General features: G+C 55.6%; 20 protein-coding genes. 9 read left to right on the forward strand and 11 right to left on the reverse strand.

The features are described from left to right. Entirely contained in the window at positions 1-3,090 is a 3,090-nt protein-coding gene (locus tag ACHH0Z_RS12780; RefSeq protein WP_045407964.1) for a beta-galactosidase, read from the forward strand. A 39-nt stretch (positions 3,091-3,129) separates the two neighbouring features. On the opposite strand, the gene ACHH0Z_RS12785 is transcribed toward ACHH0Z_RS12780, so the two are convergent. After that, a complete protein-coding gene (locus ACHH0Z_RS12785; protein ID WP_045407962.1) occupies positions 3,130-3,963 on the reverse strand; it encodes a nickel/cobalt efflux protein RcnA in 834 nt (277 codons plus the stop codon). Between the two features lie 132 nt (positions 3,964-4,095). Between ACHH0Z_RS12785 and ACHH0Z_RS12790 the strand changes: the two genes are divergently transcribed. Further along, positions 4,096-4,368 (forward strand): metal-sensing transcriptional repressor, encoded by a 273-nt coding sequence (locus ACHH0Z_RS12790; protein WP_008499280.1) that lies wholly within the window; start codon positions 4,096-4,098, stop codon positions 4,366-4,368. On the opposite strand, the gene ACHH0Z_RS12795 is transcribed toward ACHH0Z_RS12790, so the two are convergent. Next, the gene (locus ACHH0Z_RS12795; RefSeq protein ID WP_008499281.1) at positions 4,361-5,926 is read right to left on the reverse strand and encodes an EAL domain-containing protein; all 1,566 of its coding nucleotides are present in this window, start codon (positions 5,924-5,926) and stop codon (positions 4,361-4,363) included. The two genes, ACHH0Z_RS12790 and ACHH0Z_RS12795, sit on opposite strands and share 8 nt — an antisense overlap. A 219-nt stretch (positions 5,927-6,145) precedes the next feature. On the opposite strand from ACHH0Z_RS12795, the gene ACHH0Z_RS12800 reads away from it, so the two are divergent. Together ACHH0Z_RS12800 and ykgO are read left to right on the forward strand one after the other, a co-directional pair. Then, positions 6,146-6,406 carry a type B 50S ribosomal protein L31 gene (locus tag ACHH0Z_RS12800; protein WP_006176933.1) on the forward strand — a complete coding sequence of 87 codons (261 nt, stop codon included), beginning with the start codon at positions 6,146-6,148 and terminating at the stop codon, positions 6,404-6,406. 2 nt (positions 6,407-6,408) lie between these two features. After that, complete coding sequence (gene ykgO, locus ACHH0Z_RS12805) at positions 6,409-6,549, forward strand: type B 50S ribosomal protein L36 (protein WP_003859006.1); 141 nt, start codon at positions 6,409-6,411, stop codon at positions 6,547-6,549. Here the strand turns inward: ykgO and ACHH0Z_RS12810 are convergent. Continuing rightward, the gene (locus ACHH0Z_RS12810; protein ID WP_032656573.1) at positions 6,546-7,256 is read right to left on the reverse strand and encodes a GNAT family N-acetyltransferase; all 711 of its coding nucleotides are present in this window, start codon (positions 7,254-7,256) and stop codon (positions 6,546-6,548) included. The genes ykgO and ACHH0Z_RS12810 overlap by 4 nt on opposite strands. Before the next feature lie 101 nt (positions 7,257-7,357). On the opposite strand from ACHH0Z_RS12810, the gene ACHH0Z_RS12815 reads away from it, so the two are divergent. Beyond that, the gene (locus tag ACHH0Z_RS12815) at positions 7,358-8,818 is read left to right on the forward strand and encodes a PLP-dependent aminotransferase family protein (protein ID WP_045407960.1); all 1,461 of its coding nucleotides are present in this window, start codon (positions 7,358-7,360) and stop codon (positions 8,816-8,818) included. Here ACHH0Z_RS12815 and ACHH0Z_RS12820 read toward each other — a convergent pair. The 6 genes from ACHH0Z_RS12820 to acrA form a co-directional block, all read right to left on the reverse strand. Continuing rightward, positions 8,790-9,257 (reverse strand): YlaC family protein, encoded by a 468-nt coding sequence (locus tag ACHH0Z_RS12820; protein ID WP_008499285.1) that lies wholly within the window; start codon positions 9,255-9,257, stop codon positions 8,790-8,792. The two genes, ACHH0Z_RS12815 and ACHH0Z_RS12820, sit on opposite strands and share 29 nt — an antisense overlap. Before the next feature lie 117 nt (positions 9,258-9,374). Beyond that, on the reverse strand, positions 9,375-9,926 hold the full coding sequence (gene maa / locus ACHH0Z_RS12825; RefSeq protein ID WP_045407958.1) for a maltose O-acetyltransferase: 552 nt from the start codon (positions 9,924-9,926) through the stop codon (positions 9,375-9,377). Positions 9,927-10,132: 206 nt separating this feature from the next. Further along, positions 10,133-10,351, reverse strand: coding sequence for an HHA domain-containing protein (locus ACHH0Z_RS12830; protein WP_008499287.1), 219 nt, complete (start codon positions 10,349-10,351; stop codon positions 10,133-10,135). A gap of 27 nt (positions 10,352-10,378) precedes the next feature. Next, entirely contained in the window at positions 10,379-10,753 is a 375-nt protein-coding gene (tomB, locus tag ACHH0Z_RS12835) for an Hha toxicity modulator TomB (protein WP_008499288.1), read from the reverse strand. A gap of 509 nt (positions 10,754-11,262) precedes the next feature. Next, the gene (gene acrB, locus ACHH0Z_RS12840) at positions 11,263-14,409 is read right to left on the reverse strand and encodes a multidrug efflux RND transporter permease subunit AcrB (protein WP_008499289.1); all 3,147 of its coding nucleotides are present in this window, start codon (positions 14,407-14,409) and stop codon (positions 11,263-11,265) included. Positions 14,410-14,431: 22 nt separating this feature from the next. After that, positions 14,432-15,625, reverse strand: a complete 1,194-nt coding sequence (gene acrA / locus ACHH0Z_RS12845; protein WP_021241633.1) for a multidrug efflux RND transporter periplasmic adaptor subunit AcrA — start codon at positions 15,623-15,625, stop codon at positions 14,432-14,434. Between the two features lie 140 nt (positions 15,626-15,765). On the opposite strand from acrA, the gene acrR reads away from it, so the two are divergent. Together acrR and mscK are read left to right on the forward strand one after the other, a co-directional pair. Beyond that, positions 15,766-16,419 carry a multidrug efflux transporter transcriptional repressor AcrR gene (gene acrR / locus ACHH0Z_RS12850; protein ID WP_008499291.1) on the forward strand — a complete coding sequence of 218 codons (654 nt, stop codon included), beginning with the start codon at positions 15,766-15,768 and terminating at the stop codon, positions 16,417-16,419. Between the two features lie 113 nt (positions 16,420-16,532). Continuing rightward, a complete protein-coding gene (mscK, locus tag ACHH0Z_RS12855) occupies positions 16,533-19,880 on the forward strand; it encodes a mechanosensitive channel MscK (RefSeq protein ID WP_023293140.1) in 3,348 nt (1,115 codons plus the stop codon). Here mscK and rsmS read toward each other — a convergent pair. Both rsmS and priC read right to left on the reverse strand, forming a co-directional pair. Continuing rightward, entirely contained in the window at positions 19,877-20,059 is a 183-nt protein-coding gene (gene rsmS / locus ACHH0Z_RS12860; protein WP_023326812.1) for a pleiotropic regulatory protein RsmS, read from the reverse strand. The two genes, mscK and rsmS, sit on opposite strands and share 4 nt — an antisense overlap. 14 nt (positions 20,060-20,073) lie before the next feature. Then, positions 20,074-20,601, reverse strand: coding sequence for a primosomal replication protein N'' (priC, locus tag ACHH0Z_RS12865; protein ID WP_021241631.1), 528 nt, complete (start codon positions 20,599-20,601; stop codon positions 20,074-20,076). Between the two features lie 50 nt (positions 20,602-20,651). Between priC and ACHH0Z_RS12870 the strand changes: the two genes are divergently transcribed. After that, the gene (locus tag ACHH0Z_RS12870; RefSeq protein ID WP_008499296.1) at positions 20,652-21,029 is read left to right on the forward strand and encodes a DUF454 family protein; all 378 of its coding nucleotides are present in this window, start codon (positions 20,652-20,654) and stop codon (positions 21,027-21,029) included. Positions 21,030-21,180: 151 nt separating this feature from the next. Beyond that, positions 21,181-21,732: an adenine phosphoribosyltransferase gene (gene apt, locus ACHH0Z_RS12875; RefSeq protein ID WP_000127359.1), complete on the forward strand. Its 552-nt coding sequence runs from the start codon at positions 21,181-21,183 to the stop codon at positions 21,730-21,732. The last annotated feature ends 63 nt before the right edge of the window (positions 21,733-21,795 follow it).

Here is a 21,795-nt window from a genome sequence, read left to right on the forward strand (position 1 = left end):
ATGTCCAACACATCCTCGCTGACCCTCAGCGACATCCTGGCCCGTCGGGACTGGGAAAACCCCGGCGTTACCCAGTGGAACCGCCTGCCCGCACACGCGCCGTTAGACAGCTGGCGTAATGAATCTTCCGCCAGAGATGACGCTGGATCTGTCAGCAGGCGCTCTCTTAACGGGATGTGGCGATTTAGCTACTTTTCTGCTCCCGAGCGGGTTCCTGAGGCATGGGTCAGCGAAGATTGCGCGGATGCCGTCGCGATGCCCGTGCCGTCGAACTGGCAGATGCAGGGGTTCGACACGCCCATCTATACCAATGTCACCTATCCCATTCCCGTTAACCCACCTTTTGTGCCGCAGGAAAACCCGACAGGTTGTTACTCGCTCACATTTGACGTGGATGACGCCTGGCTTCAGCGCGGGCAAACCCGAATTATTTTTGACGGCGTGAACTCGGCGTTCCATCTGTGGTGCAACGGGCAGTGGATAGGCTATTCCCAGGACAGTCGATTGCCCGCCGAGTTTGACCTCTCGGCGGCATTACGCCCCGGGCAGAACCGCCTGGCGGTCATGGTCTTGCGCTGGTGCGACGGCAGCTATCTGGAAGATCAGGACATGTGGCGCATGAGCGGCATTTTCCGCGATGTCTCCCTGCTGCATAAGCCGGAGACGCACATTGCGGATTATCACATGGTCACCGATCTGAATGCGGAGCTGGACCGCGCGGTGTTGAACGTTGAGGTCGCGCTGGCAGGCGCAGACTACACGGAATGCGAGGTGGCGATCACGCTGTGGCGCAACGGTGAGCGGTGTGGCAGTACCACCCAACGGCCCGGATCTGCCATTGTGGACGAGCGCGGCAACTGGGCCGAGCGGTTAACGGCGGCGATCCCGGTTACAGCCCCCGCGTTATGGAGCGCAGAAACCCCGGAACTCTATCGTCTGACGATCGCGCTTTTGGATGCGCAGGGCAACGTGCTGGAGACGGAGGCCTGCGATGTCGGCTTCCGCCGGATTGAAATCAGCAACGGCCTGCTGAAGCTCAACGGTAAACCGCTGCTGATCCGCGGGGTTAACCGGCACGAGCATCACCCGGAAAACGGCCAGGTGATGGACGAAGCGACGATGCGCCGCGATATCGAGATCATGAAGCAGCACAACTTCAACGCCGTTCGCTGCTCGCACTATCCGAACCATCCGCTGTGGTACCGGCTTTGCGATCGCTATGGGCTGTACGTTGTTGACGAAGCCAATATCGAAACCCATGGCATGGTGCCGATGAGCCGCCTTGCTGACGATCCGCGCTGGCTGCCCGCCATGAGCGAGCGCGTGACCCGCATGGTGCAGCGCGATCGTCATCATCCCTCAATCATCATCTGGTCGCTGGGCAATGAGTCCGGGCACGGTGCAAACCACGACGCACTGTACCGCTGGGTGAAATCCACGGATCCGACGCGTCCGGTGCAGTATGAAGGCGGCGGCGCGAACACGGCGGCGACCGATATTGTCTGTCCGATGTATGCCCGGGTCGATCAGGATCAGCCCTTCCCGGCGGTGCCTAAATGGTCAATCAAGAAATGGATCGGCATGCCGGATGAAACGCGTCCGCTGATCCTCTGCGAATACGCCCACGCGATGGGAAACAGCTTCGGCGGATTCGCGAAATACTGGCAGGCGTTTCGCAGCCATCCTCGCCTGCAGGGGGGATTTGTCTGGGACTGGGTCGATCAGGCATTAACGAAGAAAGACGAAAATGGCAACGCGTTCTGGGCGTACGGCGGGGACTTTGGCGATAAGCCAAACGATCGGCAGTTCTGCCTTAACGGCCTGGTCTTCCCCGATCGCACGCCGCACCCGGCGCTGTTCGAGGCGCAGCGCGCGCAGCAGTTCTTCAGCTTTACGCGGGTCAGCACCTCTCCGCTGGTGATTGAGGTGCAAAGCGGGTACCTGTTCCGCCATACCGATAACGAAGTGCTGAGCTGGACGGTTGCCCGGGATGGGAAGGTACTGGCTTCGGGCGAGGTTACGCTGGCGATAGCCCCTGAAGGTGTTCAGCGTCTGGAGATCGCTCTGCCGGAATTGAAAGCCGCGCCGGGAGAAGTCTGGCTGAATGTTGAAGTGCGCCAGCCGCGGGCAACACCGTGGTCACCGGCTGACCATCGCTGCGCGTGGGAACAGTGGCTGCTTCCGTCTCCGCTGTTTGTCACACCGTCAGCCTCTGCGGGCGAGCCGCCGGTTTTGACGCAAAACGACCGCATCCTGGCGATCGCGCATGGTCAACAGCGCTGGCAGTTCGATCGCGCAACCGGAAACCTGGCTCAATGGTGGCGAAATGGCGTGGAAACGCTGATGTCGCCTCTGACGGATAACGTCAGCCGTGCGCCGCTGGACAATGATATTGGGGTGAGTGAAGCGACGAAGATCGATCCGAATGCCTGGGTTGAGCGCTGGAAAGCGGCGGGCATGTACGATCTTACCTCGCGCGTTCTGTACTGTGAGGCAGCGCAGCACGCAGACGAGGTGGTGGTCACAACCCAGCACGTCCTTGAGTATCGCGGCAACGCGCTGTTTCTGAGTCGTAAAACCTGGCGGGTGGACGATCGGGGAGTACTCCACGGCGATATTCAGGTGGATATTGCGTCTGATATCCCGGAACCCGCGCGCGTTGGCCTGAGCGTTCATCTCGCCGAAACGCCGGAAAACGTGTCCTGGCTGGGGCTGGGGCCGCATGAAAACTATCCGGACAGAACGCTGGCGGCACAGCAGGGGCGCTGGACATTACCCCTGGCGGAGATGCATACGCCGTATATCTTCCCGACGGAAAATGGTTTGCGCTGTGATACGCGGGAGCTGGCGCTGGGAACGCATCAGCTGAACGGCCGGTTCCATTTCTCGGTGAGCCGCTACGGCCAGCAGCAGCTGCGGGAGACAACCCATCACCATCTGCTGCGCGAAGAGCCGGGATGCTGGCTCAATCTCGATGCGTTCCATATGGGCGTGGGCGGCGACGACTCCTGGAGCCCCAGCGTCTCGCCGGAATTCCTCCTGCAGACACGCCAGCTTCGCTACGCCTTTTGCTGGCAGCAGAACCCTTAACTGACCCTGGAGATGCGGCCGCAGAGTGTGGCCGCAGGCTTACGCCAGAATGCCGCTCAGGCCATGCAGGCTCATATAAATCCCTACCACGGTAATCAGCGCAGCGGAGATCCACGGTGCTTTACGGGAGAATTCGCTAAACCCGGGCCAGCGTTTGGTCGCGTGCTTGAGGCTCAAGGCGGCAATCGCGCCGGAAGCGACAAGCGTTAACGCCAGACCAATGCTAAAGCTGAACACCAGCGTTGCGCCGAGGGCGAAATGCTTCAGCTGCAGGCAGATCAGCAGAACGGTAATGGACGCCGGGCAGGGGATAAGCCCGCCGGTCAGGCCAAACATCACGATCTGTCCGGTGGTGACGTTTTGGCCGCTGAAGCGCCGGTTAATATCCTGCGCGTGCGCGCGCTGGTGGGCGTCCTGCCACTCTTCTTCAACCAGCGGGTGTTCGTGGTGGTGATGTTCATGATGGTGGTCATGGTCATGGTCATGGTCATGATGGTGGTGATGATCATGGTCGTGATGATGATCGTGTGGCTGGCTTTCTTTCCAGGTTCGCCACGCCATCCACAGGGCGATCGCAACGATCAATACCCCTGAGATCAGCTGGAACCAGGGTTCAGACGTATGCGCATCCCATCCCCGCCCAAACCATAAACCCGCCATGGCGATAATCCAGACTACTGCCGTATGCGAAAGCGTGGCTGCCAGGCCGAGCAGGACTGCCTGTTTCAGCGTGCCGCGGATAGCCACGATAAAGGCGGCCATCATGGTTTTTGAGTGACCCGGCTCCAGGCCATGTAGTGCACCGAGCAGGATAGCGCTGGGAACAAACAGCCAGGCATTACCCTGCTGCAGAAGTGAGGCGAAATCGTTCATTGAAATTTCCGAAATGGAAGCGTGCGCAAATAGTACTCCCCCCCAGTAGCTTAATACTACCCCCCAGTAGAAAAATACTCAGGGGGAGTAGAGCGTGATATGCTCTAAAAGCCAAAACTGAGGGAGACAGAGATGTCACATACCGTTCGCGACAAGAAGATGTTACTGACTCGCCTGAAGAAAATTCAGGGGCAGAGCACCGCGCTCGAAAAAATGCTCAACAGCGAACACGAATGCGCCGAGGTGTTACAGCAGCTGGCGGCGATCCGTGGAGCGGTCAACGGCATGATGATGCAGGTGATTGAAGGGCATCTTACCGATCACGTGGTGAAAGAGCCCGAAGAGGCGCAGCGTGAAGCCGATCTTGGCGTGGTGCTGCAGGTGATGAAATCCTACCTTAAGTAGCGTGCGTGCCGAGGTTATTCTCTGCCCAAAGAATAAATTCCGTCTTTGGTAGCGCTTTGCTGTAATACCAGCCCTGTCCGTACTGCACGCCGTGCTGGTGCAGCCAGGCGAGCTGCCCGGCGGTCTCGACGCCCTCCGCCACCATCGCCAGCTTCAGAGACTTCGCCATTTCAATAATGTGCGGCGTCACGTTTTTATACTCCAGCGCATCCACGAACGATTTATCAATTTTTAGCGTGTCGACATCCAGATCCTGCAGATAGCTCAGGCTGGAATAGCCCGTACCAAAATCATCAATATAGACAGGGTGCCCCGAACGGCGGAATGCGGCGATAGCCGGCGCGCTGATTTTGGGATCGGCAAAGCCGCGCTCGGTGACCTCAAGGGCGATTTGGCCTGGGTGGACCTTCCATTTGTTCAGCAAGTGACTCAGCAGCGGCGGCAGCGTGCCGGAGGTCAAATCGGCGGGCGCGAGGTTGATGGAGATATGCTGATCGGGGTGAAGATGCAGCCAGCTGCCCATATCCTCGAACACCTTTTCGATAACGAGCTGCGTCAGCTGGGAGATAAGCCCGGTTTGTTCAGCAAGAGGGATAAAAATATCAGGCGAGAGGCTGCTTCCGTCCGGCTGCGGCCAGCGGGTCAGCGCCTCTGCGCCGACAATTTTTCCGCTACACAGCGCCACGATGGGCTGATAGTGAACCACAAAATCGCGGCTGTTAATGGCGTCGAGCAGGCGGTTGCGCGGCGACTGGATGCGACGCAGTATCCGCAGGACAAAGAGCGCGGCAAGCAGGCTTATCAGGATGCCGAAGGGCAGCCACAAAAGCAGCTGCCGGTGCCAGGTTTCAGCCAGCGGTTTGAGCGTAGCCCATGCAACGACGGTAAACCCCAGTTCAGGGACGGGCTTCATAACGTACATTGAACCGTCGTACTGTATGCTGGTCATCTCCTGACCCATGATCATGTCACGGATATGCGGATCGAGCGTATTGCTGCTGGCAAAGATGCGGCGTGTGGTATTTCCTACCAGGGCAGCATCAATCGCTATCTCGCCGAAGGGGATCACATCCACAAGCGAGGCCGGATCGACCAGGACAAGATAGTGACCTTGCCCCAGTACGGCCATGTAGCGATGAAACCCCAGATCGTTTTGCGTGGTCAGCCATGCGCTGTAACCATCTTCGGTAACGCGCATCGGCGGGGGGAAAGGGGCGGCATGGCTGGTTTGTTCAAGAGAGGAGCAGAGTGGCCTGAGGTTGTCGATATAAATCACTTCCTGCACATATCGCCACGAGAAAGCGACCCGTCGCATCTCCCTTAACTGCAGGGGGCTGCACGGCACGCCCTCAAAGGCCTGCAGATGATTGAGCGCTTCCTTCGCCTGATCCACGACCTTGTCGGTACGTATCAGCACGCGTGAGGCATAGTTATCCAGCGCATCGACAAATTTATCTTCCGCCTGACGATGAGCCAGCCAGATGCTCAGGCAAATGGGGACCAGCACGGAAAAGATAAGTATGCCAGTCACCAGACTGACCAGATGTCGGGTTTTCATGCTGTCGTTTCCTTCCTCGTATACCCGTTCCTGAGCACTGAGTTCCCTGCCTGAAGAGAAAGATTTTACCGCGAAATGATATAGTTATAGCACGTGGGTGGCGTGGTTTTCATTTTATCTCAGGTAAACCAGAAAATATCGTCAGAAGGAAGGGGTTGTTTTTTTAACCTGGCCTGGATATTATTTTGTTATGTTATAACAAAACACAAAGGATTTACGATGAAACCAAACATCCATCCAGCGTATCGCACCGTGGTATTCCACGACACCAGCGCGAATGAATACTTCAAAGTGGGTTCAACCATTAAGACCGACCGCGAAATTGAACTCGACGGTGAAACGTATCCATACATCACCATCGAGGTTTCTTCAAAATCGCACCCGTTTTATACCGGTAAGCAGAAAACGTTCTCCACGGACGGCAGCGCAGCGCGCTTCCGCAAGCGTTTTGGCGGTTTTCTCAATGCGAAGCGGGGCTAACCATGCAGGTACTTAACTCATTGCGCAGTGCAAAACAGCGTCACCCGGATTGCCAGATAGTCAAACGCAAGGGACGCCTGTACGTGATTTGCAAATCCAATCCGCGCTTTAAGGCGGTGCAGGGCCGTAAAAAAAGACGCTAAACGCGCGTTTCTCGCCAGCTTTCCAGGGATCTTTTCTGTTTGCCATCGGCAGTAAAATTGTCGGTGGCAAGCCAGCTTTCAAAGGCATTTGCCAGCGCCGGCCACTCTTTGTCGAGAATCGAAAACCAGTCGGTATCCCGGTTATGACCTTTTATGACCAGCGCCTGACGAAAACGCCCCTCAAACTGAAAACCCAGACGCAGTGCCGCTTTGCGGGAAGGCTCGTTCAAACTATTGCACTTCCACTCATAACGCCGGTAGCCCAGGGTATCGAACACATACCGCATCAGCAGATATTGCGCCTCTGTTGACATGGGCGTGCGGCTTAAAAGAGGCGAGAAGTGAACGTGCCCCACCTCCACGACCCCATTTTTAGGATCGATCCGCATCAGGGACAGCGTCCCAACGGGGGACTGAGTCCGGTTATCCATCACGGTAAAGTGGATGGGATCGGATAACTCACTTACGCTCGCCACCCATTCGGCAAACTCCTCTGCGGTGGCATCGGGTTCACGCAGTAGCCACGTCCAGCTGCGGGTATCTTCGGCCAGGGAATACGCAGAGAACAGCGCGTTGGCATGCTCCACGCGCAGCGGTTCAAGCCGACAATAGCGTCCCTGAAGCACGACCCGGGACGGGTGCTGACGAGGCTGCCAGTCGCTAAGCGCTTCGCCTACTGGCTGTCCGAACTGATTGAATGTCTTCATCTTAATTTCCGTGACGTTGAAAAGAGTTCCAGACTAGTGAATTGCTGGTTCCTTAAAAAGAACCACTGCGCTATGTTTTGATGGTGCCACGAGGAGGCGAGATGAATATACCGGGTGATGAATTTTATACCTTGCTCAATGCTGCCCTGCAAAAACGTGGGGAAGAGACGCGCCAGCGCGCGCTTTATCTTGCTTTACGGGAGGCCATACTGTGCGGAAGGCTACTGTCCGGCAGCCAGCTTCCCGGTTCGCGAACGCTGGCTCAGCAGCTCTCCCTTTCCCGCAATACCGTCAATGCGGCGCTGGACCAGCTCACGCTGGAAGGGTATTTGCAGCGTAACCGCCAGGGAACGCGGGTGGCACAACTCGCTCACCGCTCTGTCGCCCGGACATTGCCGGACCCTGCCATCAGGCTCGCCCGGCGGGTCGGCCTGCTGCCAGCGCCCGTGCACCGGGACACGCCGGTGCTGGCGTTTACCCCGGGAACCCCGGCTATAAACTATTTTCCGCTACCGCTGTGGCGGCGATTGTACGATCGCGTGATGCGCGAGGAGGGAAGTGCCCTGCTAGGGTATGGCGACCCGGCCGGTGAACCGTCGCTGCGGGCAGCAATTGCCCGACACCTCGCCCTGTCCCGCGGTATCGACTGCGACGCCGGCCAGATAGTGATAACGGAAGGGGCGCTTGAGGGGGTTAACCTGTGCACCATGCTGTTGAGTGAGCCTGGCGATGTCGCGTGGGTGGAAAACCCCGGCTATAGCGGGGCAAAGAGCGCGTTTGTTAAAACAGGCCTGACCATGACGGGAATCCCTGTTGATGACGAGGGAATGTGCTGGGAAGGACGGGATGCGCCTGCTCCCTCGCTGATTTTTACCTCACCTTCACACCAGTTCCCCTACGGAAGCGTGCTCAGTGCCCGGCGACGTCTGGCGCTGCTGGAGCTCGCCCGGCAGCAGAACGCGTGGATCATTGAAGACGATTACGACAGCGAATTCCGTTATGCCGGTGAGCCTGTTCCGGCGATGCTGGGGATGGTCAACAACGCGCCCGTGGTTTATCTGGGAACGTTCAGTAAAACGCTGTTTCCGTCGCTCAGAATGGGCTTCATGGTCTTGCCGCCAGCGCTGGCGAAAGCGGCTCGCCCGGCCATCGGCTCGCTGTTGCGGGGCGGGCATCGTGCCGAACAGCGTACGCTGGCGCTGTTCATTGAAGAAGGCCACTATGCCCGTCATCTTGCCGCCATGCGTCGGCTCTATCGTAAGCGATACCGCCAGCTGCGGGAGGTGCTGGGGGCAGAGCTTCACACGCCGCACCGTATACTGGCCGGTGAAGGCGGGATGCATCTGACGCTGGCGATAGACGATATTGACGACCAGACGCTGGTGGCGCAGGCGAGGGCGTTTCAGCTGGCACCCGCTGCACTGAGCGGGTATTACCTGGAGGCGAAGCAGGGGCAAACCGGTCTGGTTTTAGGTTACGGCAACACCTCTGCTTCGCAGTTTGCGCCGGGGATCCGGCGTCTGCAGGCGTTAATTACGCAGCAGCAGGGCGCGAAAGGGTAAAGACATCATAGAAAGAGAGCTGGCCTTTGGTGGAGACCATTTTCTGCAGCTTCTCTTTTTGCGCTGTTTCAACGGCCGGAGAGTGCATGATGCTGTCGATCAGCTCCGTGGGCACGAAACGTGTGTTATACCATTCACCGTTGTAGCAGACCCGGAAATCGAGAACGTCGATATCTTCGTAACGGTAGCGCGGATTCACGTCGAAAAAGAAAAAGGCGTTAAAGACCACAAACAGCACAACCAGCAGCCAGACGGAGTCCACCAGCGTTTCGGACTTCAGCATCACAATCAGCGTCGCCAGCCAGGCGGCATACATGGCGACAAACAGTCCAGGATGTTTGCGAATAAAGCTAATGCTAAAGCGCGGGCGATTGTCGCGCTTTTCGCGGAGGTTAAGATCGTCGATGGTGGCGGTAAGCAGGCGCTGTATCTCGGTCATTTTTTGCCTTCATAAGAGTTGACAATACAGGGTGTCTGCCAATTTTAGGGGAGCCATCGGGCTGAAAAAAGTAACAGTCCGGCGCTAAAAGACCATAACAGTTGGCTCCCCGCGCCCTTATAAAGTTTTGATGATTTTTGCCGGATTACCGCCCACGACGACGTTAGCCGGGACGTTTTTTGTCACCACGGCGCCGGAGGCCACCACCACATTATCACCGATCGTGACGCCAGGATTAATGACCGCCCGGCCACCAATCCAGACATTATTCCCAATGTTGACCGGTTTCCCAAACTCCACGCCGCTGTTCCGTTCCTCTGCATCCAGCGGGTGGGTGGCCGTATAAATGTGCACACCCGGCGCGAGCATGCAGTTATCGCCGATGCGAACAGGGCAGACATCCAGCATCACGCAGTCGAAGTTCGCGTAAAAGTTTTTGCCCAGATAAATATTGTATCCGTAGTCGCAGCGGAAGCTCGGTTCTATATAAGCGCCTTCGCTTTGCCCCAGAAGTTCCGCCAGGATGTTCTGGCGTTCTGTCTTTTCATCGGGCGCGGTGTGGTTATAGCGGTAAACCAGATGGCGGGCCCGCAGTCGGTCGGCCCGTAACGTCTCATCGCCGGGGCGATAATGTTCACCGGCAATCATCTTCTGTTTTTCTGCGCTCATAGGAAACCTCTCTGGAAATGATTACCGCAGGGTAATCGGAACAGGTCGAGAGGGGAACGTTCCCGAAAAGCCGATGTGACTGTCGTCACAACATTGTTGCTGATGAACACGTTTTACACGGAGACCTGGCCTGGGCACAGGGAACATAACGGGATAGGTAAAAAACTCAGAACGTGGCGTAGAACTCTACAGACACCCTTCAAAGATTAACGGACAAATTTCCATACAGAAGTAGGGATTTTGTCATACAACTTATTCATGGTCAGCTCAGCAAGACGATGGTCAGCGGCTGAATAAAATACGGCCAGTTCATTATCAGAAAGCTCGTATTTATTCTTTTCAATCACGCGTTCGAGGGTGTCAATTGACTGACAACGTCGTAAGCGCATCAAATAATCGATTTTTGTGAGTGGTTTATCAGACATAAATTCACCTTAGTAATTGTAATAATTTTAACAGGAAAGGCTAACCGGGTTAGCTCTGCTCACGTTGACGAAACAGCGGAATAGCCGGTTTCCCGATTTACGCCATTTTTGCAAATCCTGGGCGTTAATGCCGTAACTACTGAACAACATAAAGGTGTCGTCCAGGTATTCATCAATTTGCTCAATGAGCTTATTATCTTCATTGTACTTAATTTTATAATTAAGTGCGAAGGTTGCGATATGCTCTATCAGCTCATTCAACTGTAAATTGATGGCAGACGTTGGGTCGTTTACCCAGCCATGGTTGCTTTCATCAAGGTTGGCAAGGCAGTCATGGTACAAGGATTCGCAGAGAAATTTCAACTGCGCGATATCATGCCTTTTTGGCGAGTACTCGTCCATAGCGCATCCCCTTCTGAGTGATTTCTTACTCACCGAACATCATTGTCGGGATGGATACAACTGACTTAGCTACATGAGTGCTGTGTTCCTGATAACCTAACTATAAGCCACTCCTTCCTGGATTTCATCGCGCTATTACGAAAAATTACAAATAAAACCGTAGACTGCGAGCATGTACGCAATGTTCCACCCTGGACACCCCTTTTTTATCCAAATTAACGCGCTGTTTTATCGCTTCCTTACGTTTCATTGGCTTAGCAAAAATGGCGAGAAAAGTTCAGATTCGAACTTCACGTTGTCAGAACTTCTTATTAGGAATATTCCTAATAGCTTAAGCGGGGAAATGAAATTAAAAAAATCCTGAATTCACCGATTAAGTTATCAGTTAATTATGATATGTCTAATTAAGATGGCAGAAAATAAATTGAATCACAATAAGCGTAATTTATGATTTTTTCTGAAAATGAAAAAGGCCGCTAATGCGGCCTTTTTATCATGTGAAACCGGTATCAGTGAGGTTCTACCGAATGCGCGTGTTCAACATCTTCATTCTTACGGCTGAAGCGGCGGCGAACCACCACGAAGAACACCGGTACGAAGAAGATAGCGAGTACGGTTGCGGTGATCATACCCCCCATAACGCCCGTACCGACCGCGTTCTGCGCACCGGAGCCCGCACCGGAGCTGATAACCAGCGGCAGTACGCCGAGGATAAACGCCAGTGACGTCATCAGGATTGGGCGCAGACGCATACGAACAGCCTCAAGCGTCGCCTCAATAAGACCTTTGCCTTCTTTCTCCATCAGATCTTTGGCGAATTCAACGATAAGTATCGCGTTCTTCGCCGACAAGCCAATGGTTGTCAGCAGGCCTACCTGGAAGTACACGTCGTTGGTCAGTCCGCGGAACGTTGCCGCAAGCAGCGCACCGATAACCCCGAGCGGTACCACCAGCATAACGGAGAACGGAATTGACCAACTCTCGTACAGCGCTGCCAGACACAGGAAGACGACGATCAGTGAAATCGCGTACAGGGCAGGGGCCTGGTTACCGGACAGACGTTCCTGATAGGACATCCCGGTCCAGTCGTAGCCAACACCCGAAGGCAGTTTGCTCGCCAGCTCTTCCATCAGGTTCATGGCTTCACCGGTGCTTCGGCCCGGCGCAGCCTGACCCAGGATCTCCATTGATGGCAGACCGTTATAGCGTTCCAGACGCGGCGAACCGTATTCCCAGCGTGACGTTGAGAATGCCGAGAACGGTACCATCTGACCATTGCTGCCGCGCACGAACCAGCTGTTGATATCGTTTGGCAACATACGGTACTGCGCCTCGGACATCACGTACACTTTCTTCACGCGACCGCGGTCGATGAAGTCGTTAACGTAGCTACCGCCCCAGGCGGCGCCCAGCGTGGTATTGATGTCACTGATGGACACGCCCAGCGCCTGAGCTTTCTCCTGGTCGATGTCGATTTTGTACTGCGGCGTATCTTCCAGGCCGTTTGGACGCACGCCGACCAGCAGGTCAGGGTGCTTAGCCACTTCGCCAAACAGCTGGTTACGCGCCTGCGTCAGTTTTTCGTGACCCAGACCGCCCTGGTCAATCAGCTGGAAGTCGAAGCCGGTCGCGGTACCCAGTTCAACAATCGCCGGCAGGTTGAAGGCGAACACCATCGCATCTTTAATCTGCGAGAAGGTGCCCATCGCACGGCCGGTAATGGCTTCAACCTTGTTCTCTTTGCCCGGACGTTCAGACCAGTCTTTCAGAGAAACGAAGGCGATACCGGTGTTCTGACCACGACCCGCAAAGCCAAAGCCGTTAACCGCAAACACGGATTCAACGTTGTCTTTCTCTTTGGTGAGGTAGTAGTCCGTCACTTCGTCCAGCACTTTCTGGGTACGCTCTTGCGACGCACCCGCAGGAAGCTGTGCCATCGTCAGGAACACGCCCTGGTCTTCATCCGGCAGGAACGAGCTTGGCAGACGAACGAACAGGATCGCCATCCCCGCCACGATGATGATATAGAGCAGCAGGTAACGACCGGTGCTGCGCAGGATGTTGCCCACGCTGTCGGTGTAGTGATGCGTGCTCTTATCAAACATGCGGTTAAACCAGCCGAAGAACCCTTTATGCTCGCCATGACCGCCTTTCTGAATCGGCTTCAGCATGGTGGCACACAGCGCAGGCGTCAGGATCAATGCGACCAGTACTGACAGCGCCATCGCGGAAACGATGGTAATCGAGAACTGACGGTAAATCGCACCGGTAGAGCCGCCGAAGAAGGCCATCGGGATAAATACCGCAGACAGTACCATCGCGATACCAACCAGCGCGCCCTGGATCTGACCCATTGATTTACGGGTGGCTTCCTTCGGCGGCAGACCTTCTTCCGCCATGACGCGCTCGACGTTCTCTACCACGACGATGGCGTCATCCACCAGCAGGCCGATGGCAAGCACCATCCCGAACATCGTCAGGGTGTTTATCGAGAAGCCAAAGGCCGCGAGGATGGCAAAGGTCCCCAGCAGAACGACCGGAACGGCGATGGTTGGGATCAGCGTCGCGCGGAAGTTTTGCAGGAACAAATACATGACCAGGAACACCAGGATGATCGCTTCTGCCAGCGTTTTAACCACTTCGTGAATCGAAATTTTAACGAATGGCGTGGTGTCGTACGGATAAACGATCTTCAGGCCTGACGGGAAGTACGGTTCCATTTTCTTCAGTTCTGCACGGATCGCCGTGGCGGTATCCAGGGCGTTCGCGCCTGTCGCCAGTTTGATACCCAGACCGGAAGCCGGTTTACCGTTGAACTTCGCGATGATGTCGTAGTTCTCACCGCCCAGCTCGACTTTCGCCACGTCGCGCAGGCGAACCTGCGAGCCGTCCTGATTCACTTTCAGCAGAATTTTGCTGAACTCATCCGCGGAGGTCAGACGGGTTTGCGCGATGATCGAGGCGTTAAGCTGCTGGCCCTTCACCGGCGGCGTACCGCCTAACTGACCGGCTGCCACCTGGGCGTTCTGCGCTTTAATGGCGTTAATCACGTCAACCGGCGTCAGCTGGAAGTTGTTCAGCTTGTTCGGATCCATCCAGATACGCATTGCGTACTGAGAACCGAACAGCTGCACGTCACCCACACCGGACGTACGGCTGATGGCGTCCTTCATGTTGGCGCCCACGTAGTCGGAAATATCCTCCTGCGTCATGGTGCCGTTGGTGTTGATAACGCCGACAACCATCAGGAAGCTACTGGACGATTTCTCGACGCTCACGCCCTGCTGTTGTACTTCCTGCGGCAGCAGCGGCATCGCCAGCTGCAGTTTGTTCTGCACCTGAACCTGCGCAATGTCAGCATCCGTACCTGACTCGAAGGTCAGGGTGATCTGAACTGTACCGGTAGAGTCACTGTTTGAGGACATGTACATCAGGTTATCGATACCGTTCATGTTCTGTTCGATAACCTGAGTGACGGTGTCCTGCACCGTTTTTGCATCAGCCCCTGGGTAGGTTGCGGAAATCGTCACCGCCGGTGGCGCAATCGTTGGATATTGCGCGACAGGCAGCTTCAGGATCGCAAGTCCCCCGGCCAGCATGATGATAATGGCGATCACCCACGCAAATATGGGGCGATCGATAAAGAAATTAGGCATGTCTTAACGGCTCCTGTTTAAGTTAAGACTTGGTTTGTTCTGACTGGCCAGCGGCCGAAGCTTGTTGTTTATCGTCAGATTTCACTTCCTGTGCTTTAACCTGCGCGCCAGGACGAACTTTTTGCAAACCAGTAACAATCACGCGATCGCCATCTTTCAGACCTTCCGTCACCAGCCATTTATCGCCAATCGCCTGGGTGGCGGTGATATTGCGCATTTCGACTTTGTTATCAGCCCCAACAACCAGTGCGCTCGCATCGCCGCGTGGCGTACGGGTCACACCCTGCTGTGGAACCAGAAGGGCGGTTGGATTCGTTCCTTCTTCCAGACGTGCGCGAACGAACATACCTGGCAGCAGATTTTTGTCAGGGTTCGGGAAAATCGCACGTAAGGTGATGGAACCGGTGGTCTGGTCGACCGTCACGTCAGAGAATTCCAGCGTCCCTTCCTGCGGGAACTTGATACCGTCGTTGGTAATCAGCTCCACTTTGGCTTTGCCGTTTTCCTGTTTCAGGGTGCCGTTAGCCAGCTCCTGTTTCAGGCGCAGGAAATCATTGCTGGACTGCGTGACGTCAACGTAGATCGGATCGAGCTGCTGCACGGTCGCCAGCGCAGTGGTCTGACCGTTTTGCACCAGAGCCCCTTCCGTGACGGAAGATTTACCAATACGACCGCTGATAGGGGAGGTCACTTTGGTATAGGCCAGGTTAATGCGCGCGGTTTCGACGGCCGCTTTGGCTGCCACCACGGCGGCGTTAGCCTGCTGGGCATCTGCCAGGGCGGTATCGTAATCCTGCTGACTGATGTACTTGGTACCGAGCAGTTTTTGATAGCGGTTCAGCGTCAGCTGGGCAATTTTAGCCGCGGCCTGTGCTTTAGCCAGATCGCCTTTCGCGCTTTCATAAGACGCCTGATAGGTTGCGGGATCAATCTGATACAGAGACTCACCGGCCTGCACATCACCGCCTTCGGTGAAGTTGCGTTTCAGGATAATGCCGCTAACCTGAGGACGCACTTCCGCAATGCGGTAAGCATTTGTACGGCCGGGTAATTCGGTGGTGATTTGTAGAGGTTCAGATTTGAGCGTCACAACGCCTACTTCTGGCGCCTGCTGAGCTCCTTGTTGAGCCGGTTTGTCGTCACATCCTGTTAGCGCTAAGCTGCCTGAAAGCATCAGAACGACCGCCAGAGGCGTTAACCCTCTGTTTTTGTTCATATGTAAACCTCGAGTGTCCGATTTCAAATTGATCAAGGGTCCTGAGTCTAAAACCCATTGCTGCGTTTATATTATCGTCATGCTATGGTACATACATTCACAAATGTATGTAAATCTGACTCCTGTAAATTCACTCACCTATGGCACGAAAAACTAAACAACAAGCGCTGGAAACCCGACAACATATTCTGGATGTGGCGATACGTTTGTTCTCGCAGCAAGGTGTTTCAGCAACCTCGCTGGCGCAAATTGCTCAGGCCGCCGGTGTGACGCGAGGAGCGATTTACTGGCATTTTAAAAACAAGTCAGATCTGTTCAGTGAAATCTGGGAGCTTTCAGAGTCCAGCATTAGCGATCTCGAGAGTGAGTATCGGGCAAAATTCCCAGACGATCCACTCTCAGTATTGAGAGAAATATTAGTATATATCCTTGAAGCAACGGTAGTTGAAGAACGTCGCAGATTAATGATGGAGATTATTTTTCATAAATGCGAGTTCGTGGGCGAGATGGCGGTCGTGCAGCAGGCGCAACGAAGCCTCAGTCTGGAAAGCTATGACCGTATTGAGCACAACCTGAACCTCTGTATGGAGGCAAAACTGCTACCTGCCAATCTGTTGACCCGTCGGGCGGCGATTCTGATGCGCAGCTACATTTCTGGTCTGATGGAAAACTGGCTTTTTGCACCGCAATCGTTTGATCTTAAAGCGGAAGCTCGCAGCTACGTGGCGATTTTACTGGAAATGCTACAGCTTAGCCCGACGCTGCGCAGCGACGCGCCTTCGCTAACGGCCTGACCCCTTTCCAGGATTTATCTCAGAGGCTTACGTTCGCGCTATTCTGCATCTGACGAGCGTGATATTCTTCACGCCGGACTATTTTCGGTCATCTTCTGACATCATTCACAACTATGCTGCCCATCAATCGCTCGCAACATCCTGTTTTTGCATTGCTCTTTGCGATGCTGTTTTTCTTCGCCACGGCGCCGCTGACCTGGGCCCGCGCCGATAACAGCAACGATATTCCCACGCGTGCTGACGTTCAGTCGCAGCTCGACACGCTGAACAAACAAAAAGAACTCTCTCCTCAGGAAAAACTGACGCAGCAGGATCTGACGGAAACGCTGGAAACGCTGGATAAAATTGAACGCGTTAAGGCTGAAACCGCCCAGCTTCGTCAGAAGGTGGCGCAGGCCCCTGAAAACATGCGCAAAGCGACGGAGTCGCTGAATGCCCTGAGTGACGTTGATAACGACAACGAAACGCGCAAAACGCTCGCCACGCTCTCCTTACGCCAGCTGGAATCGCGCGTTGCCCAGTTGCTCGACGATCTGCAAACCGCGCAGTCCGATCTCGCGACCTACAACAGCCAGCTTGTCTCCCTGCAAACCCAGCCCGAGCGCGTGCAAAATGCGATGTATACCGCATCTCAGCAGCTGCAGCAGATCCGCAACCGCCTGAACGGCACGACGGTGGGCGAAGGCACGCTGCGCCCGACGCAGCAAACCCTGCTGCTGGTTCAGCAGTCATTGCTCAATGCGCAGATCGAACAGCAGCGTAAAAGCCTGGAAGGGAATACGGTGCTGCAGGACACTCTGCAGAAACAGCGTGATTACGTCACCGCGAACATTAATCGTCTGGAGCATCAGCTTCAGCTATTGCAGGAGGCGGTTAACAGCAAACGCCTGACCCTGACGGAAAAAACCGCCCAGGAGGCCGTATCCCCTGACGAAACCGCCCGTATTCAGGCCAACCCGCTGGTAAAACAGGAGCTTGAGGCTAACCATCAGCTCAGTCAGCGCCTGATACTGGCGACGGAAAACGGCAACTCGCTGGTTCAGCAAAATATCAAGGTGAAGAACTGGCTGGATCGCGCCCTGCAGGCGGAACGCAACATCAAAGAGCAGATCGCGGTCCTGAAGGGCAGCCTCCTGCTGTCGCGTATTCTCTACCAGCAGCAGCAGACGCTTCCGTCCGCCGACGAGTTGGAGGACATGACCAACCGCATTGCGGATTTACGTCTGGAGCAGTTTGACGTCAACCAGCAGCGCGATGCCCTTTTCCAGAGCGATACCTTTGTCGCCAAAATTGAAGAGGGGCATTCCAGCGACGTGAACCCGGAAGTGCACGACGCGCTGCTCCAGGTCGTGGATATGCGTCGCGAGCTGCTGGACCAGCTCAATAAACAGCTGGGTAACCAGCTGATGATGGCCATTAACCTGCAAATCAACCAGCAGCAGCTGGTGAGCGTCTCGAAAAGTCTGCAGGAGATCCTGACCCAGCAGATTTTCTGGGTAAACAGCAACAAGCCGATGGACTGGGACTGGGTTAAATCCTTCCCTGAGACGCTGAAAACGCAGATTAAGAGCATGAAGATCACCGTAAACTGGGAGAAAGCCTGGCCTGCGGTAATGATTGCTTTTCTGGCCGGTTTGCCGCTGCTGCTGATTGCCGGTCTCATCCGCTGGCGTCTGGGCTGGCTGAAAAAATACCAGGCGAAGCTGGCCTCCGAAGTAGGGCAGCTGCGCAACGATAGCCAGCTCCATACGCCAAAAGCGATTCTGATTGACCTTATTCGCGCCCTGCCGGTGTGCCTGATTATTCTGGCCGTGGGTCTGATTCTGCTCACTATGCAGCTCAACGTCAGCGATCTGCTGTGGGCGTTCAGTAAAAAACTGGCGCTGTTCTGGCTGGTGTTTGGCCTGTGCTGGAAGGTACTGGAAAAAGACGGCGTGGCGGTGCGTCATTTCAACATGCCAGCGCAGCTGACCAGCCACTGGCGTCGTCAGATCGTGCGCATCAGCCTGGCGCTGCTGCCGCTGCACTTCTGGTCGGTTGTCTCTGAGCTTTCCCCGCTGCATCTGATGGATGACGTGCTGGGCCAGCTGGTCATCCTGCTGAACCTGCTGCTGATTGCGATCCTGATGTGGCCGATGTGTCGCGACAGCTGGCGTGATAAAGAGTCCCACAATATTCGTCTGGCCACCGTGACGGTGCTGGCGATCATTCCGCTGGCGCTGATGGTGCTAACGGCGACGGGCTACTTCTATACCACGCTGCGCCTGTCCGGGCGCTGGATTGAAACGGTCTATCTGGTGATCGTCTGGAACCTGCTCTATCAGACCGTACTGCGTGGCCTGAGCGTGGCGGCACGCCGTATTGCCTATCGCCGCGCCATCGCGCGTCGTCAGCATCAGGTGAAAGAGGGGGCCGAAGGCGCTGAGCCGCAGGAAGAGCCGACCATCGCGCTGGAGCAGGTTAACCAGCAGACGCTGCGCATCACCATGCTGGTGATGATCGCCCTGTTTGCGGTGATGTTCTGGGCTATCTGGTCCGATCTTATTACCGTTTTCGCCTATCTCGACAGTATTACCCTCTGGCAATACAACGGAACCGAAGCCGGCGCGGCGGTCATGAAAAGCGTGACCATGGGCAGCCTGCTGTTTGCGCTGGTGTCGTCGGTGGTGGCCTGGGCGCTGATCCGCAACCTGCCAGGCCTGCTCGAAGTGCTGCTCCTGTCACGTCTGAATCTTCGCCAGGGGGCGTCCTACGCCATCACCACGATCCTCAACTACGTCATCATTATTGTTGGAGCGATGACGGTCTTTGGCTCGCTTGGCGTCTCGTGGGATAAACTGCAGTGGCTGGCGGCCGCCCTCTCGGTCGGTCTTGGTTTTGGCCTGCAGGAGATCTTCGGTAACTTTGTCTCCGGCCTGATCATCCTGTTTGAACGTCCGGTACGTATCGGCGATACCGTCACCATCGGCACGTTCTCGGGAACGGTCAGCAAGATCCGCATTCGTGCGACCACCATCACCGACTTCGATCGCAAAGAGGTGATCATCCCGAACAAAGCGTTCGTGACCGAGCGTCTGATCAACTGGTCGCTTTCCGATACGGTGACGCGCGTGGTGATCCGCCTGGGCGTGGCCTATGGATCGGATCTAGATAAGGTGAAAGAGGTGTTGCTGAAGGCGGCGTCTGAGCATCCGAAAGTGATGCACGATCCGGCCCCGGCGGTCTTCTTCACCACCTTTGGGCCGAGTACGCTTGATCACGAGCTGCGTTTATACGTGCGTGAACTGCGTGACCGCAGCTATACGGTGGATGAGCTTAACCGCTCTATCGATCGTCTGTGCCGTGAAAACGATATTAATATCGCCTTTAACCAGCTTGAGGTTCACCTGCGTAACGAGAAAGGTGATGAGCATACGGAAGTGAAGCGCGACATTAAGGGTGACGACCCGACTCCGGCTTAATCTATTTTCCCTCTCCCCTCTCGGGAGAGGGCAGGGTGAGGGGGAAGTTTCCCCTCAAAATCCCGCCGCACAATCTCCAGCGCCTTAAGCACCGTCTCGGCGGGGATCTCATGATTCTCCAGCAGCATAATCAAATCGACGGCCAGCTTGACCTCATCGGGTGCATTTTCCAGTGACATGGGTGTGGCTCCTGTTAACGGGTCAAACGTTCTATGACGCGTTCAATGTCATCCAGCGCCTGACGGCAGCGGACGATGCGTCCTTCCAGCGCGCTAATCTCGCGCATCAATAGCTGCTGCTCTTCCAGCGTTTCGCTGTTGTTCAGACGCACCTCGCGTTCACGCTTCATCTCAAACAGCCGGCGCTCAAACTCCTGGTTCTCGAGCCGCTTGCGCTGCCATTTGCCGAGCCCCGGCGAGGCGCTGTCCCAGGCGCGCAGCGGCCAGGCGGCGATTTCGCGATGCAGTGCGGTGATCTGCTCGGTGAGATGCTCTGCAAGCCACGCCACCTGTTCCTGTTGTTCATTCTCAACCGCATGGCGAAGCTCGTCGAGGTTCGTCTGCGCTTCAGACAGGTAATCCTGAATGACGGTGCTGCGGGTACGAAAAAGCTGCCGGTCAAAGCGCGGCTTCAGCGTGGCGTGCCCCATCAGCGGCGTGGCCTGCGCCCGCAGAGCGATCAGCTGATTTTGCAGCCTCTCAAGAAGCAGTGCTGTTTTCAAGGCGCTCTCCAGTGGTAAAGTAGCCGTTCAGTTTGATAACGATTCGCATTATGCAGCGTACTATTTTAATCATCATTGGCTGGCTTGCGGTAGTGCTGGGCACGCTGGGTGTAGTATTACCCCTGCTGCCGACCACGCCGTTTATCCTGCTGGCGGCCTGGTGCTTCGCCCGCTCGTCGCCGCGTTTTCACCACTGGCTGCTCTACCGCTCATGGTTTGGCGGCTACCTGCGGCACTGGCAAAAACACCGTGCCATGCCGCCTGGTGCGAAGCCGCGCGCGATCGCGGTGATCCTCATCACCTTCGCCATTTCATTATGGCTGGTGAAAATGATGTGGGTGCGGATCCTGCTGCTGATCATTCTCTCCTGCCTGCTTATCTTTATGTGGCGGATCCCCGTGGTTGATGAAAAGCAACAAAAGCACTGAAGCCTCATCATGGCTGTTGCAATTATCACGCGCAGCCAGTAAATTCGACCGTTTTCGAGCACAGGTGCGCCTGGTCAAAGGTTAAACAATTGTTGCCTTGGCCGACTCGTTGCGCGCTGTGAGTAACACTGTTTCATTTAGGCACAAACCGATGACCGCAACTGCACAGCAGCTTGAATATCTGAAAAACAGCATCAAAAGCATCCAGGACTACCCAAAGCCTGGCATTCTTTTCCGTGATGTCACCAGCTTGCTGGAAGACCCGAAAGCGTACGCACTCAGCATTGAACTGCTGGTTGAGCGTTACAAAAACGCCGGGATCACCAAAGTAGTAGGTACCGAAGCCCGTGGCTTCCTGTTTGGCGCACCGGTTGCGCTGGCAATGGGCGTGGGTTTTGTGCCGGTGCGTAAGCCGCGCAAACTGCCGCGTGAAACCATCGCAGAAAGCTACGAGCTGGAGTACGGCACCGATCAGCTGGAGATCCACGTTGACGCGATCAAGCCTGGCGACAAAGTGCTGGTGGTCGACGATCTGCTGGCGACCGGCGGCACCATTGAAGCGACCGTGAAGCTGATCCGCCGTCTGGGTGGGGAAGTGACCGACGCGGCCTTCATCATCAACCTGTTCGATCTCGGCGGTGAACAGCGCCTGGAAAAACAGGGCATTACCAGCTACAGCCTGGTACCTTTCCCGGGTCACTAATCCCGGTTTTCACAACCTCGCTCAATGGGTGAGGTTGTGATAGCATTCCCCTCCATAAATTCA

The organism is Enterobacter cloacae complex sp. 2024EL-00227 (assembly GCF_043945315.1).
GTDB lineage: Bacteria > Pseudomonadota > Gammaproteobacteria > Enterobacterales > Enterobacteriaceae > Enterobacter > Enterobacter roggenkampii.